The sequence below is a fragment of the Streptomyces anatolicus genome (assembly GCF_019400875.1).
In the GTDB taxonomy this organism is placed as follows: Bacteria; Actinomycetota; Actinomycetes; order Streptomycetales; family Streptomycetaceae; genus Streptomyces; species Streptomyces anatolicus.
On the sequence record NZ_WMBF01000144.1, the window covers coordinates 1 to 14,029 of the forward strand.

The window sequence follows — 14,029 nt, forward strand, 5'->3', positions numbered from 1 at the left end:
CCCGACGGCTTGAGGCCCGCTCCCCGGAAGGGTTGACCCCGTAGATGTCACCCCTGCCGAAGGAGGCCCGTCATGGGGGCCGCACCGACCACCGCCGCGTCCCGACGGCGACGACGCGCCATACCCTGGGTCTTCCTGGGGCTCTGGGTCGCCGTGCTCGCGCTCGCCTCGCCGTTCGCGTCCCGGCTCGCCGACGTCCAGAAGGACCGGCCCGTCGACTACCTCCCCGCGAGCGCCGACTCGACCGAGGTCGCCCGCATCCAGGACCAGCTGCCGGGCGGTGAGGCCACCGAGCTGGTGCTCGTCTACCACCGCGACGGCGGCCTGAGCGCCGCCGACCGCAAGACCGCCGCCGAGCAGATCGCCGAGGTCGCCGACGCGCACCGGCTCGTCGCGGAGCCCAAGGGCGTGCCCTCCGAGGACGGCACCACCCTGATGTACCCGATCGCGAGCACCGAACCCGGGCAGGACGAGGAGAAGCGGGACGCCCTCGTCGGGGACGTACGCGACATCGCCCGGGGTGAGGGCGGACTGAGCGTCGACGTCGGGGGAGGCGGGGCGTTCGACACCGACGCGAGCGAGGTCTACAACTCGCTCGGCGGCCCCCTGCTCTACACCACCGCCGCCGTCGTGGCGCTGCTGCTCATCCTCATCTACCGCAGCCCGTTCCTGTGGCTCGTGCCGCTCGCCGTCGCGGGCATCGCCGACTACTTCGCGATGGCCGTCGCCTACGGCCTCCACCAGGCCTTCGGCACCGCCATCTCCGGGCAGAGCTCCGGCATCATGACGATCCTCGTCTTCGGCGCCGGTACCGACTACGCCCTCCTGCTCGTCGCCCGATACCGCGAAGAGCTGCGCAGGATCGAACAGCCCTACGACGCCATGGTCGCCGCCCTGCGCGGCTGCGGGCCCGCCGTCCTCGCCTCCTCCGGAACCGTTGCCGCCGGACTGCTCTGCCTGCTCGCCGCCGACCTCAACAGCAGCCGGGGCATGGGCCCGCTCGGCACCGTCGGCGTGCTGTGCGCGCTCGCGGCCATGCTGACGCTGCTCCCCGCGATCCTCGTGCTCCTCGGGCGGCGGGTGTTCTGGCCGCTCGTCCCCGCCTACGGCAGCACGCCCAAGCGGCGGCGCTCCCTCTTCGCCGCGATGGGCGGCTCCGCCGGGCGCAGGCCGCTCGCCGTCCTCGCCGGTGGCGGCGTGCTCCTCGGGGCACTCGCCCTCGGCGCCTTCAACCTCCCCGGCTCGCTCAAGCAGGAGGACTCCTTCACCAAGACCCCCGACTCCGTGGCCGCCATGAAGACCCTCGCCGCCGCCTACCCCGAGGGCAGCGCCCAGCCGATCACCGTCATGACCCGGGCCGGCGACGCCACCGCCGCCCTCGCCGAGATCCGCGGCACCAAGGGCGTCGACCGCGCGCAGAAGGGACGTACCGCCAAGGGCTGGACCGAGATCTCCGTGAGCGCGTCGGCCCCGGCCGAGTCGCCGGGGGAGACTGCCACGATCAAGGCGCTGCGGGACGGGCTCGACGGGGCGTACGTCGGCGGGGCGAGCGCCCAGCAGCTCGACCTGAAGGAGAGCAACGCCCGGGACCGGGCCGTCGTCGTGCCGCTCGTCCTCGCGGCCGTACTGCTGGTCCTCGTCGCCCTGCTGCGCAGCCTCGTCGCGCCGCTGCTGCTGCTCGCCGCCGTCGTCGCCGTATGGGGCGCTTCGCTGGGCATCGCCGGGCTCGTCTTCGAACCGCTCTTCGGGTTCGAGGGCACCGACCCGGGGCTCGGCCTGCTCTCCTTCGTCTTCCTCGTCGCCCTCGGCGTCGACTACGGCATCTTCCTGATGCACCGGATGCGGGAGGAGTGCCTGAACGGCTGCGAACCGGGCCCCGCCGCGCTCACCGCGTTGCGCACCACCGGCGGCGTCGTCGCCTCCGCGGGCCTCGTGCTCGCCGCCACGTTCGCCGTGCTGACCAACATGCCGCTCGTCCAACTCGTCGAGCTGGGCTTCGTCATCGCGGTCGGCGTGCTCCTCGACACCTTCCTGGTGCGTACGTACCTGGTGACGAGCGCGAGTGTGGCGCTCGGCCGCAAGGTGTGGTGGCCGGGCCCGCTGTCCAGGCCCCGGGCGGCGGCGACCAGCCCGGCACCGGAGGCCGAACGCGTCCGGGTGCCCTCGCCTTGAGCCCGTCCTTCCGGGCGCCCCTCCGGCAGCGGAGGGGCGCCCGCGTACCCGAACCCTCCCCGAAGGACGCCCGCCTGGCCGAAGATGGGCCGGTGGACTCACCCGCAAGCGGTCCGGGCCCGGCGCCGGGCACCGCACCCCGCAACCTCATCGAACGCGTCCTGGGCCCCGCGACGCCCGGCGAACGCCTGCGCACCGACGTGCTGTTCGCGCTGACGATGGCGGTGAGCGCGGTCGTCGTCGTGCGGGTCGTGCGGGACAACGGCGACCCGCCGGACGCGCTCGGCTGGGCGCTGCTGCTCGCCGCGCACATCACCATCGTGTGGCGGCGCCGCGCCCCGATGCGGGTCATGGTCGTACTGATGGCGATCCTGCTGACCTACCACTCCCTCGACGCCAACCACACCGCCCCGCTTGCCGTCTCGATGGCCGCCCTGTTCACCGTGGCCTCCCGGAGCCGGCCACGGAACACGGTGCTCGTCGGCGCCGGGGTCATCGGCATCATGCTGAGCGTCAAGTTCTCCGAGGGGATGGCCGAGGGCGCCGAGTCGCTGCGCATCACCGGCTGGATCATCTCGTTCCTGCTGCTCGGGGTATACGTCCGCATCCACCGGCAGTACGTCTCCTCCGTCGTCGAGCGCGCCGAGCGGGCCGAGCGCACGCGGGAGGAGGAGGCGCGGCGCCGGGTCGCCGAGGAGCGGCTGCGGGTCGCCCGCGATCTGCACGACCTGCTCGCGCACAGCATCACCCTGGTCGGCGTCCAGACCTCCGTCGCCGCGCATGTCCTTGCCGCCGACCCGGACCGCCTGGACCGCGCTGCCGTCGCCAAGGCGCTGGACGACGTCGCCGAGACCTGCCGCACCGCCCGCGGTGAACTGCGCGCCACGCTTGAAGTGCTCAGATCCGGTACGGAGGACGAGGGCGGCGACGAGGCAAGGGGCCCGCTGCCCGGCCTCGGTTCGCTGCCCGACCTCGCCGACGCGGCCCGCACCTCGGGGGCCCGCGTCGAGCTGAACGTGGAGCCCTGCCAGGCGCCGCCCGCCGTGGGCGCGGCCGCCTACCGGATCGTGCAGGAGGCGCTTACCAACGCCGTGCGGCACGCGGGTCCCGGGCCCACCGTGCGGGTGGACATACGCGCGGGGGGCGCGGCGCTGAACGTGACGGTCGCGGACGACGGCGTAGGCGCGGCTGTCGGCGCGGGCGCGCCGGGGTACGGGCTCGTCGGGATGCGGGAGCGGGCCCGTACCGTCGGCGGCACCCTGGAGGCGGGGCCGCGGCCCGGGGGCGGTTTCATGGTGTCCGCGGTGCTGCCGCTCGCGCCCGCGTCCCTGGGAGGCCTGACATGACGAGCCCTGTGCGGCCGATCCGTGTACTGCTCGCCGACGACCAGACGCTGGTGCGCGCGGCGTTCGCGATGCTCGTCGACTCGGCGCCCGACATGGAGGTCGTGGGCCAGGCGGGCACGGGCCGCTCGGCGGTCGAACTCGCCCGCTCCGAACGGGCCGACCTCGTCGTCATGGACATCCGCATGCCCGACCTCGACGGCATCGAGGCGACGCGGCTGCTCGCGGCGGACGAGGACCTGGCGGGCGTGAAGGTGCTGATGCTGACGACGTACGACACGGACGAGCACGTGGTGGACGCGTTGCGGGCGGGCGCGTCCGGCTTCCTGGTCAAGGACACCAGGCCCGCCGAACTCCTTGAGGCCATCCGCACGGTCGCCGCAGGTGAGTCCCTGCTCTCACCGGGCCCCACCTCACGGCTCATCGCCCGGGTACTGCGCGCGCCGGACACCCCCGGGCTCAGGGTGGCGGGCGGCCCCGACGGCCTCTCGGACCGCGAACGCCAGGTCCTCGCGCTGGTGGCGCGGGGCCTGAACAACACGGAGATCGCCGAGACACTGGGCCTGAGCCCACTCACCGCGAAAACGCATGTGAGCCGCATCATGGGCAAACTGGGCGCGCGGGACCGGGCTCAACTGGTCATCGTGGCCTATGAGTCGGGGCTGGTGGCGCCGGGGATGTGAGGGGGCTGGGGCCCCTCAGAGCAGGCCCGCCGCCGCCAGGTGCTTGCCCACCGTCTCCGTTTCCCTCGTGGACAGGGGGATCTGGGGTTCCGCCGTTGCGGGGCAGGCGATCACGCCGCGCAGGTGCAGCGCCGCCTTGAAGGCGCCCAGTGCCGACGAGCTGCCGCCCATCCGCGACGGGTCGCCTGCCGTCACCATGCCGAACAGGCCGCACAGCCGCTCCTGTTCGGCTCGCGCGCGCTCCCAGTCGCCCTCGCGGCAGGCGGCGTAGAGGCGTACGTATCCGGCGGGGTCGACGTTGCCGAGGCCTGGTACGACTCCGTCCGCGCCCATCGCGAGCGCCGCGTCGACCGTCACCTCCGAACCGGTCAGTACGCTGAAGGGCGCCGGTACCGGCACCGCGCGCCTGCCGAGGAGCACGCTCCGGAAGGCTCCCTCGGCGCCGCTGGAGTCCTTCAGGCCCGCGAGCACGCCGTCCGCGGCCAGTTCGAGCACCAGCTCCGCGCTCAGTTTCGAGTGCACCGACACCGGCATGTCGTACGCGAGGACCGGCAGCGCCGACCGGCTCGCGACCAGCCGGAAGTGGCGGGCGATCTCGGCCGGGTGGGTGCGCGTGTAGAAGGGCGCGGTGACGACGACCGCGTCCGCGCCCGCCTCGGTGAGCGCCGGCACATGGCCAAGGACGCGGGGCGTGGTCATGTCGATCGCCCCCGCGAGTACCGGCAGTTGGCCGCCCACGTGACGTACGACCGTACCGACGACGAGCGCCCGCTGCCGGTCCGTCAGGTACGCCACCTCCGAGGTGGAGCCGAGCACGAAGAGACCGTCCACGCCGCCGTCGACCAAGTGGTCGACGAGCCGGACGAGGGAGGCGGTGTCCACCTCGCGGTCCGGTGTCAGGGGGGTGCAGACGGGCGGTACGACACCGGTCAGCGGGGTGGGCAGGGTCATGGGCGCTCCCTCAGGTGTTCGGCCGTGGCGGCGGCCGGGGTTCGGGCCGTGGCGGCGGCCTGGGTGGCTGCCTGCGTGGCCAGCTCGTGGGTCGACTCTCCTTCGTCCACGGGATGATGGCAACGGAACAGATGTCCGGTGCCCGCCGGCTCGGTGTCCGGCATCGTCTCGGCGCACACGTCGTCCGCCTTCCAGCAGCGCGTGCGGAACGGACAGCCGCTCGGCGGCCGGGTCGCCGACGGCACCGGCCCGGCCAGCGGGATCGGGTCGATGGGGTCGAGCAGGCCCGGCGTGGCGGAGAACAGGGCGCGGGTGTACGGGTGCCGGGCGCGGTCCAGGATTTCGGCGGCCGGCGCCTCCTCCACGATCCGCCCCAGGTACATGGTGATGACGCGGTCGCTCATCCTGCGCACGGTCTGGATGTCGTGCGAGACGAAGACCAGGGCGAGGCCGAGGCGTTCCTTCAGGTCCAGGAGGAGGTTGAGGATCTGGGCGCGCACGGACACGTCGAGCGCGGAGGTCGGTTCGTCGGCGACGACCAGGTCCGGTTCGAGGGCCAGGGCGCGGGCGATCGCCACGCGTTGGCGTTGTCCGCCGGACAGTTGGCCCGGGAGGCCGTCGGCCAGAGCCTTGGGGAGGCCGACCAGGTCCATCAGCTCCCTTACGCGGGCGTCCCGTTCGGCGGGGGTGCCGCGTCTGTGGACGTCGAGGGGGTCCCGGAGGATCTGGCGGATCGGCAGTCTGCGGTTCAGGGCGGTTGACGGGTCCTGGAAGATCATGCCTGTGCGGGTGCCGATTTCCGTCCGCCTTCTGGCGGGGGGCATCGTCCAGAGGTCCCTGCCTCTGAAGGTCACCGTTCCGCTGGTGGGGCGCTGTACGCCTACGAGGACCTTTGCGAGTGTCGACTTGCCGCAGCCCGACTCGCCGACCACGCCGAGTGTCTCGCCGGGGGCGAGGGTCAAGTCAGCCCCGGTCAGGGCGTGTACGCGGTCTCTGGCCAGGAGGCCTCCTGAGCGGGCCCTGTGGGTGACGTGGACGTCGCTCAGCTGGATGAGGGGGGCGGTCATGGTGGGTCCCCCTGTGCGGGATCGTTTGGGCTGGGCGCGCAGTTCCCCGCGCCCCTTTGGGGCGCTTCACTTTGGGGCGCTGGATGGTGGCATGCCGTTTCGTGGGGCGGTGGGCCCACCAGCGCCGGAGTCTCCTCCCGGCACGTCTCCGACGCCATGGGGCAGCGATCCGTGAAGCGGCAGCCCGGGGGGAAGTCCGCCGGGGACGGGACCACGCCCCTGATCTGCGTGAGCCGTTGCGCCGCCGACTCCAGGGAGAGCACCGAGCCGAGCAGGCCGCGCGTGTAGTGGTGCGCGGGGGTGCCCACCAGGTCGGCGGTCACGCCCGTCTCGACGATCTGGCCGCCGTACATCACCACCACCCTGTCGGTGACGTCGGCGACGAGCGCCAGGTCGTGCGAGACGAGGATCAGCGCGAAGCCCAGCTCCGCGCGGAGCCGCAGCAGCAGCTCGATGATCTGCGCCTGCACGGTCACGTCGAGCGCCGTCGTCGGCTCGTCGGCGATGATCAGCTTCGGGTCGCGGGAGAGGGCCATGGCGATCAGTACGCGCTGGCGCTGGCCGCCGGACAGCTCGTGCGGATAGCTGCGCAGCGTCCGCTCCGGGTCCAGGCCCACCAGTTCGAGGAGTTCGACGGAGGTGCGGCGCCCACCCCTTCGTACGACCTGTTTGAGCTGGGAGCGGACCGTCATCGCCGGGTTCAGCGAGGACAGGGCGTCCTGGTAGATCATCGCCATGTGGTGGCCGAGCAGCCGGCGCCGGGAGCGCATCGGCAGGCCGGTCAGCTCCTGTCCGTCAAAGGTGACGGTGCCCCGCACGCGGGCGCCCTTGGGCTCGAGTCCCATCACCGTCAGGGCCGTCAGCGACTTGCCGCACCCCGACTCGCCGACCAGGCCGAGGACTTCACCGGGGCGTACGTGAAAGGAGATGCCGTCGACGATGTCCACGCCGCCGTGCCGCCCGGGGAAGGCGATACGCAGGTCGCGTACGGCCAGGACCGGCGCGCCGGACGGCAGGGGCCGGGCCCGCGCCCGCAGCCGTTCGGAGGCCTCCGTCAGGCCCGGCAGCTCAAGGACCTTGCCCGTGCCGGGCTCCGGCGCTTCGAGGGGGTCCTCGTCGCGGGCCGCGCCCGGCACGTCCCGGGTCGAGGGCGCGGCCCACGCGTCGGAGACGCCCTCGGAGAGGATGTTCAGGGCGAGGACCGTGAGCAGCATCAGCAGGCCGGGGAAGACAGTCGCCCACCAGCCGCCGATCAGGACCATGTTCTTGCCGTCGGCGATGACGCTGCCCCACGACGGGTCGGGCGGCCGGACGCCCGCGCCGATGAAGGAGAGCGAGGCCTCGAAGACGATGGCCTCGGCGACCTGCACGGTGCAGAAGACCAGGATGGGCGCCGCGCAGTTCACGGCGACGTGGCGGATGAGGATGTGCGGGGTGCGGGCGCCGACGACGCGTTCGGCGGTGACGTAGTCCTCGCCGTACTGGTCGAGGACGTTGGCCCGTACGACGCGGGCGATCGGCGGGGTGAACAGGAAAGCGATCGCGCAGATCAGCACGGTGATGCCGCCGCCGAAGACCGCGACGAGCACGGCGGCGAGCGCGATGCCGGGGAACGCCATGACGACGTCGAGGCAGCGCATCAGCGTCTCGTCGACGGCCTTGCGGGAGGTCGCGGCGACCGCGCCGATCAGCGCGCCGACGACGAGGGCGAGCAGGGTCGCCCCGAGCCCGATCGCCAGCGACCAGCGCGCCCCGTACATCAGCCGGCTGAGGATGTCGCGGCCGAGGCTGTCCTGGCCCATCCAGTGGTCGGCGGAGGGGTGGCCGGTGCCGCCCGCCTGGGGCTGCTGGTCGAGCGGGTCGTGCGGGGCGATGAGCGGCGCGAGGAGCGCGACGAGGACGACGGCGCCGACGACGGCGACCGCGATCCGGGACAGGACGGGCAGCTTGCGCAGCGAACGCAGACGCAGGCCCGGGACCGCGAGCCTGTCCGTGAGCTTCTTGCGGGTCATCAGCATCAACTCGTCCCCCTCAGGCGCGGGTTGACCAGGAGGTGGAGGATGTCGATGACGAGGTTGACGACGACGAAGCCGACGGCGGTCGTGATGACGACGCCCTGGACGACGGCGGGGTCGCCGTTCTTCACGGCGTCGATCATCAGTTTGCCCATGCCCGGCAGCGAGAAGATCGTCTCGATGACGACGGCGCCGCCCAGCAGATAGCCGACACGCAGGCCGAGCACGGTGAGCGGGTTGATGAGGGCGTTGCGCAGGACGTTCCGGCCGACGACCACCACCGGGGGCAGGCCGCTGCCGATGGCCGTACGGACGTAGTCCTTGTCCAGCTCCTCGACGACGGCGGTGCGGATGATGCGGGTGAGACCGGCCGCCACCGGCAGGGAGAGCGCGAGGGCGGGCAGCGTCATGGTCTTGAGCCAGCCGGAGAGGGAGTCGGCGGGGTTGATGTAGCCGCCGGTCGGGAACCAGCCGAGGTCCACCGCGAGGTACTGGATCATCAGGAGCGCCAGCCAGAAGCCGGGCGCCGCGACGCCGGTCAGGGAGACGACGCGGATCAGCTGGTCCGGCAGCCGGTCGCGGTGGATCGCGGCGGTCACGCCGAGGGTGAGGGAGAGGACGACGGCGATGCCGAGCCCGAGGAAGGTCAGCTGCATGGTGAGCGGCAGCGCGGTGGTGACCTGGTCGATGACGGGGGAGCGGTTGAGGACGCTGATCCCCATGTCGCCCTGGAGCAGGTCCCCGACGAAGGCGACATAGCGCACGGGCAGCGGGTCGAGGAGCCCGTTCTCCTCGCGGAACTGGTGCAGTTGCTCGGGGGTCGGGTTCGCGCCCTGGAAGAACGCGGAGGCCGGGTCGACGTCGGAGAACCGCATCACGAGGAAGACGAAGAGCACGATGCCGAGGAGCAGCGGGACGAGCAGGGCGATGCGGCGGGCCAGGATTCTGAGGACTGCGGTCAAGGCGTACGACTCCTCACCTCACGTGCCGGTCAAGCCCACTTGGCCTGGAGGAGGTTGATTCCGGGATACGGCTGGGCCTTGACGCCGGTGACCTTCTTCGGGTCCCAGGCGGTCATGAGTTCGTTGTGGACGACGGGGTAGAGGACGGCCTGCTCGGCGATCACGTCGATGTACTCCTGGATCATGGCCTTCTTGCGGCCCGCCTCGGGCTCGCGGGTGGCCTGCGCCATGTCCTTGAAGAGCTTCTTGGCGACGGCGTCGTCGGCCCATCGCGCGTAGCCCATCCACAGGTTCTCGGGGCCGTAGTTGTAGTGCATGATCAGGTCGGCGTCGAGCCCGAACTGGTTGGGGTTCGAGGCGGCCGCGACGATCTGGAAGTCCTTCTTCTGGTCCAGCTTGGTGAAGACCGCGGTGGTCTCCTGCGGGTCCAGGGTCACCTCGACACCGAGCTTCTCCCAGCCGTCCTGGATGGTCGGCAGGCAGTCGACGATCCAGCTGACGTTCACCGCCATGAGGTTGACCTTGAGATCGCCGACCCCCGCCTCCTTCAGGAGCTTCTCTGCCTTCGCCAGGTCGTACGCGTAGACGGTCCTCGCGGGCCGGTAGGAGGGGTTGGCCTCGTTGAGGAAGGACGTCGCGGCCTTGCCGTGGCCCTTCAGCGCGGCCTCGATCATCTTGTCGCGGTCTATGGCGTAGTGCAGCGCCTGGCGCACGCGTACGTCGTCGAACGGCTTGTGCGCGGTATTGAAGAGCAGGAACAGGTTGTTCATCCCGGCGCCGCCCTCGACGGTCATGCCGCTCTTCTTGAGCTGGCCGATGTTGGCGTACGGGATGTTGTCGGCGATCTCCGCGTCCGCGCTGGAGCCGGAGATCTTCGCGACGCGGGGTGCGGCGTCCACGATCGTCAGCCAGTTCATCTTCTTGAAGGCGGCCTTGCGCGGGCCGTTGTAGTCCTCGAACGCCTCGAAGGTGGTGTTCGACTTCGGGTGGTGCGCGGTCTGCCGGTACGGTCCCGAGCCCACCGCCTTCCCCTTGGTCGCGTCCTCCCAGGCGCCGGGCTCGGAGAAGACGTGCTTCGGCATGATCTTCGCGAGCGAGAGGCGGGCGGCGCCGTCGGGGAAGGGGAACTTCAGGATCAGCTCCACGTTCGTCGCGTCGACCTTCCTGACCTCCTTCAGCCAACTCGCGAAGAACCCCTTGGCCAGGGTCTGCGTCTTCGGGTCGAGGATCCGGTCGAAGACGAACACCACGTCGTCGGCGGTGACAGGCTTCCCGTCGTGCCACTTGGCGCCCGGCCGCAGGGCGAACTGCCACGTGGTCGCCTTGAGGTCGTCCGGGACCTCGGTGGCGAGCGCGGCATACGGCTCACGGGTGATCGGGTCGGTGCCGAGCAGCCCTTCGTAGATGTGTTCGTTCCCTGCCATGGCGAAGGCGGAGGCGGTCTGTGTCGGGTCCCAGCTGCCGTCGTTGCCGTAGCCGATGACGGCCGTGAGCGTGGAGTCGCCGCCCTGGCCGCCGCCTCCGGACTCGTTCGTGGACTCGGGCCCGGCGGAGCAGGCGGAGAGGGTGCTGGTGACGGCGGCGGCCGCGCCGAGCGCGGCGCCGTATCTGAGGACGGAGCGGCGGTCGGGCGCCGGGAGGGCTTGGGGGGTGGTGGTTCGCGGGATGGGGTCGCTCACGGTGTCTCCCTTGGTCCCTGCGGAGATCCCACGTCCTACGTCGTGGGTGGCGTGGCGACCATAGGAGGGGCGCGGAGGCCGGTCAAGGCCCCGCACACGGCGTTTCACCCCCATTGATGAGCGGGGCCACCTGGCGGGTCAGGGGCCCCGCCGGTCTCGTGGAGCGGGCGCCCGGGGCGCGGGGCGGAACCGGTTTGTATTCTCGGCAGGCGCGACGAAGCGGCCGCACCGAAGTGACCGCACCGAAGCGACGCCCCCGAGGCGACCGCACCGAAGCGATCCCCCGAGCCGTATCTGCGAGAGGCAACACCATGACCACCGAGCTGAGCCCCGACGCCCCGGCCCTGGACGGGCTTCTGGAGCGGGCCCGGAAGGAGTACGAGGAGCTTGCCGCGCGCGGGCTCTCCCTCGACCTCACCCGGGGCAAGCCCGCGCCGGAACAGCTCGACCTCAGCGAGGACCTGCTGAGCCTGCCCGGCGGGCGGCACACCGCCGCCGACGGCACGGACGTACGCAACTACGGCGGCCTCCAGGGCCTGCCCGAGCTGCGCGAGATCTTCGCCGATCTGCTCCAGGTCCCCGCCGGGCAGCTGCTCGCGCTCGGCAACTCCAGCCTGGAGCTGATGCACGACTGCCTCGTGCACGCCCTTCTCGGGAAGGTGCCCGGCGCCGAGTCGCGCTGGGTGGAGCAGGAGCCCGTCGCGTTCCTGTGCCCCGTGCCCGGCTACGACCGGCACTTCGCGCTCTGCGAGCGGTTCGGCATCGACATGATCCCCGTGCCGATGACGGCCGACGGGCCCGACATGGACGAGGTCGAGCGGCTCGTCGCCGAGAACCCGGCGGTCAAGGGCATCTGGTGCGTGCCCAAGTACAGCAACCCCGACGGTGTCTCCTACAGCGACGAGACCGTGGCCCGCCTCGCCCGCATGGAGACCGCCGCCCCCGACTTCCGGATCTTCTGGGACAACGCCTACGCCGCCCACCACCTCACCGACGAGCCCACCGAGATCGCCGACCTCCTCGCCGCCTGCGCCGAGGCCGGCAACCCCGACCGGGCGTTCGTCTTCGGCTCCACCTCCAAGATCACCGCCGCGGGAGCGGGCGTCGCCTTCTTCGGCTCCTCGCCCGCCAACGTGAAGTGGCTCCTCGCCAACAACCAGAAGCGTTCGATCGGCCCCGACAAGATCAACCAGCTGCGTCACGTGATGTTCCTGCGCGACGCCGACGGCGTGCGGGCCCACATGGAGCGCCAGCGCGCGCTGCTCCAGCCCAAGTTCGAGGCGGTCGCGCGGATCCTCGACGCCGAGCTCGGCGGCACCGGCCTCGCGACCTGGACCTCGCCCAAGGGCGGCTACTTCGTGACCCTCCAGGTCCCCGAGGGCTGCGCCAAGGACGTCGTACGCCGCGCCGCCGAGGCCGGCATCGTGCTGACCCCGGCCGGCGCGACGCACCCCTACGGCGACGACCCGCGCGACGCCGTCATCCGCATCGCCCCCAGCTACCCCGGCCTCGCCGACCTGGAGCAGGCCATGCACGGCCTCACCGTCTGCGTCCGCCTCGCCGGATACGAGCAGCGGGCCCGCCAGGCTGCCTGACCGGCCCTGGGCGCGGCAGCGCGCTCAGTGCTGCTGCGCCTTCTGCGGGGTCACCTCGCTCGGCCGGACGATGACGTGGCCCTCGCCCTGGAGCATCAGCTGGACCGCCTCGCCCGAGCCGCCGCGGATCATCGAGCCGATCGACTGCGAGCGGTGCAGGGACGTGGAGAGGTCGGCGGTCCAGCCGACCACCGCGTCCGTGTCGACGTAGACCGGCTGCTGCGGCGAGACGGGGATCACCAGGGGGTTGCCGTCGCAGACCAGGCCGAGGCGGCCCGCGCCGGTGAAGACGCTGTTGAACAGGCCGCCCCCGGTCATGCCCGCGCCCTTCACCGTCTTGATGTCGTACGAGAGTGTCGCGTCGAAGCACAGGACGTTGCGGCCGTTGACCGTGAGGACGTCACCCGGTTCGACGTCGACGATGAAGCAGTTCTGCGCCTCGTGCGCGAACCAGGCCTCGCCCTGGCCGCGCACCGCCATCAGCGGCAGCCCCTCGCCGGTCATGGCCCGCTTGAGCATGCCGCCCACGCCCTGGCCCTTACGCTCGAACTGGAGATCACCCCGGTAGGCGATCATCGCGCCCTGGCGGGCGAGCATCTCGCCGTTGACCGCGTATTTGATCGACTTGGCGTTCTGGAGGGTCATCCCGGGGGCGAGGGCCGGCTGCGCCATGTGGTCACTGGAGAACAAGTCACTCTTCATAGGGGAATCCTGGGCCATGGGTGACGCCCATGGAAGCCACCACGGGCCGCCGTCGGCCTTCCGCGCGGACCGCCGCAGGTGCCGCCGTCGGTACCGCCGTTCGGGTAGGCCGTGGTGACGCCCGCCCTCGGAACCGCGTTGCGCAGGTGGCAGAACGCTCGCACCACACGCGCCGGCCCGAGGGACACTCCATGGAAGCAACGACATCCCGTTCGCCGTCGAAGCTCCGGGGTGCGCGGGCGGGCCGACGTCGCGGCCGCATCAGATGGCGGCGCTTCCCCCTCGTCTTCGGCGCGGCGGTGACACTGGGAGCCGGGACCGTCGTCACGACGACCGCGGCCGAGATCCCGGTCTCCTTCGCTGTCGCGGGCAGCCCGTTCACCGTTACCGCCGAGCGGCTCGAGGCCACCGGTGCCACCCAGTTCGCCTCCTTCCGCGCCGACGGGGAAGGCACCCGCCACCCGGTGGCGGTCGTCGGCATCCGCAGCGCGCGGATCAGCGGCCTGTGCCAGTCGGCGGTGACACGCTCCCCGTTCGGCGCCGCCACTCTGGTCATCCGCTCCGGCGCGCCCGCGCCTGTGCGCGCCGAGCACCTGGCGCTCGACCTGAGCCGCCTGACCGGGAACATGACGTACAAGTCAGTGGAGATGGGCCGGGATGCCGCCACGCTGAACGGCTCGGGGGTCACCGGCCCGGCGGGAACGTACGGGCAACAGGCCCGCAAGCTGTCCATTGAGAACATGCGCCTGAAGGCCTGGTCGCTGACGGCGGGGATGTTCTCCCTCGCGGGCGCCGACATGTCCGTCCGCCGGGGGGAGCGGCCATGCACCTGAGCGCGGCTTCCACCCCAGCCTCCATCC

General features: G+C 71.8%; 11 protein-coding genes. 5 read left to right on the top strand and 6 right to left on the bottom strand.

Features of this window, described 5'->3' with window-relative positions:
- Positions 1-72 precede the first annotated feature (72 nt).
- The 3 genes from GKQ77_RS15335 to GKQ77_RS15345 all read left to right on the top strand — a co-directional run bounded on the left by GKQ77_RS15335 (position 73) and on the right by GKQ77_RS15345 (position 4,198).
- Entirely contained in the window at positions 73-2,172 is a 2,100-nt protein-coding gene (locus GKQ77_RS15335; protein WP_219689324.1) for an MMPL family transporter, read from the top strand.
- A 92-nt stretch (positions 2,173-2,264) separates the two neighbouring features.
- Positions 2,265-3,518 carry a sensor histidine kinase gene (locus GKQ77_RS15340; RefSeq protein WP_308117675.1) on the top strand — a complete coding sequence of 418 codons (1,254 nt, stop codon included), beginning with the start codon at positions 2,265-2,267 and terminating at the stop codon, positions 3,516-3,518.
- On the top strand, positions 3,515-4,198 hold the full coding sequence (locus GKQ77_RS15345; RefSeq protein WP_219689325.1) for a response regulator: 684 nt from the start codon (positions 3,515-3,517) through the stop codon (positions 4,196-4,198). Before GKQ77_RS15340 ends, GKQ77_RS15345 begins: the two co-directional genes overlap by 4 nt.
- A 15-nt stretch (positions 4,199-4,213) precedes the next feature.
- On the opposite strand, the gene GKQ77_RS15350 is transcribed toward GKQ77_RS15345, so the two are convergent.
- From GKQ77_RS15350 to GKQ77_RS15370, 5 genes are read right to left on the bottom strand one after another with little or no spacing between them, the layout of a single operon-like run.
- Complete coding sequence (locus GKQ77_RS15350; RefSeq protein ID WP_219689326.1) at positions 4,214-5,149, bottom strand: dihydrodipicolinate synthase family protein; 936 nt, start codon at positions 5,147-5,149, stop codon at positions 4,214-4,216.
- The gene (locus GKQ77_RS15355; protein WP_219689327.1) at positions 5,146-6,216 is read right to left on the bottom strand and encodes an ABC transporter ATP-binding protein; all 1,071 of its coding nucleotides are present in this window, start codon (positions 6,214-6,216) and stop codon (positions 5,146-5,148) included. The genes GKQ77_RS15350 and GKQ77_RS15355 overlap by 4 nt, the downstream gene beginning before the upstream one ends.
- Positions 6,213-8,234: a dipeptide/oligopeptide/nickel ABC transporter permease/ATP-binding protein gene (locus GKQ77_RS15360; RefSeq protein WP_219689328.1), complete on the bottom strand. Its 2,022-nt coding sequence runs from the start codon at positions 8,232-8,234 to the stop codon at positions 6,213-6,215. Before GKQ77_RS15360 ends, GKQ77_RS15355 begins: the two co-directional genes overlap by 4 nt.
- Entirely contained in the window at positions 8,234-9,193 is a 960-nt protein-coding gene (locus tag GKQ77_RS15365; RefSeq protein WP_219689329.1) for an ABC transporter permease, read from the bottom strand. The genes GKQ77_RS15360 and GKQ77_RS15365 overlap by 1 nt, the downstream gene beginning before the upstream one ends.
- Positions 9,194-9,222: 29 nt before the next feature.
- Positions 9,223-10,872, bottom strand: a complete 1,650-nt coding sequence (locus tag GKQ77_RS15370) for an ABC transporter substrate-binding protein (RefSeq protein ID WP_308117676.1) — start codon at positions 10,870-10,872, stop codon at positions 9,223-9,225.
- Between the two features lie 311 nt (positions 10,873-11,183).
- On the opposite strand from GKQ77_RS15370, the gene GKQ77_RS15375 reads away from it, so the two are divergent.
- A complete protein-coding gene (locus tag GKQ77_RS15375) occupies positions 11,184-12,467 on the top strand; it encodes an aspartate aminotransferase type Ic (protein WP_219689331.1) in 1,284 nt (427 codons plus the stop codon).
- A 24-nt stretch (positions 12,468-12,491) separates the two neighbouring features.
- On the opposite strand, the gene GKQ77_RS15380 is transcribed toward GKQ77_RS15375, so the two are convergent.
- On the bottom strand, positions 12,492-13,169 hold the full coding sequence (locus tag GKQ77_RS15380; RefSeq protein ID WP_219689332.1) for an AIM24 family protein: 678 nt from the start codon (positions 13,167-13,169) through the stop codon (positions 12,492-12,494).
- 191 nt (positions 13,170-13,360) lie between these two features.
- On the opposite strand from GKQ77_RS15380, the gene GKQ77_RS15385 reads away from it, so the two are divergent.
- Positions 13,361-14,002, top strand: coding sequence for a DUF6230 family protein (locus GKQ77_RS15385; protein WP_219689333.1), 642 nt, complete (start codon positions 13,361-13,363; stop codon positions 14,000-14,002).
- The last annotated feature ends 27 nt before the right edge of the window (positions 14,003-14,029 follow it).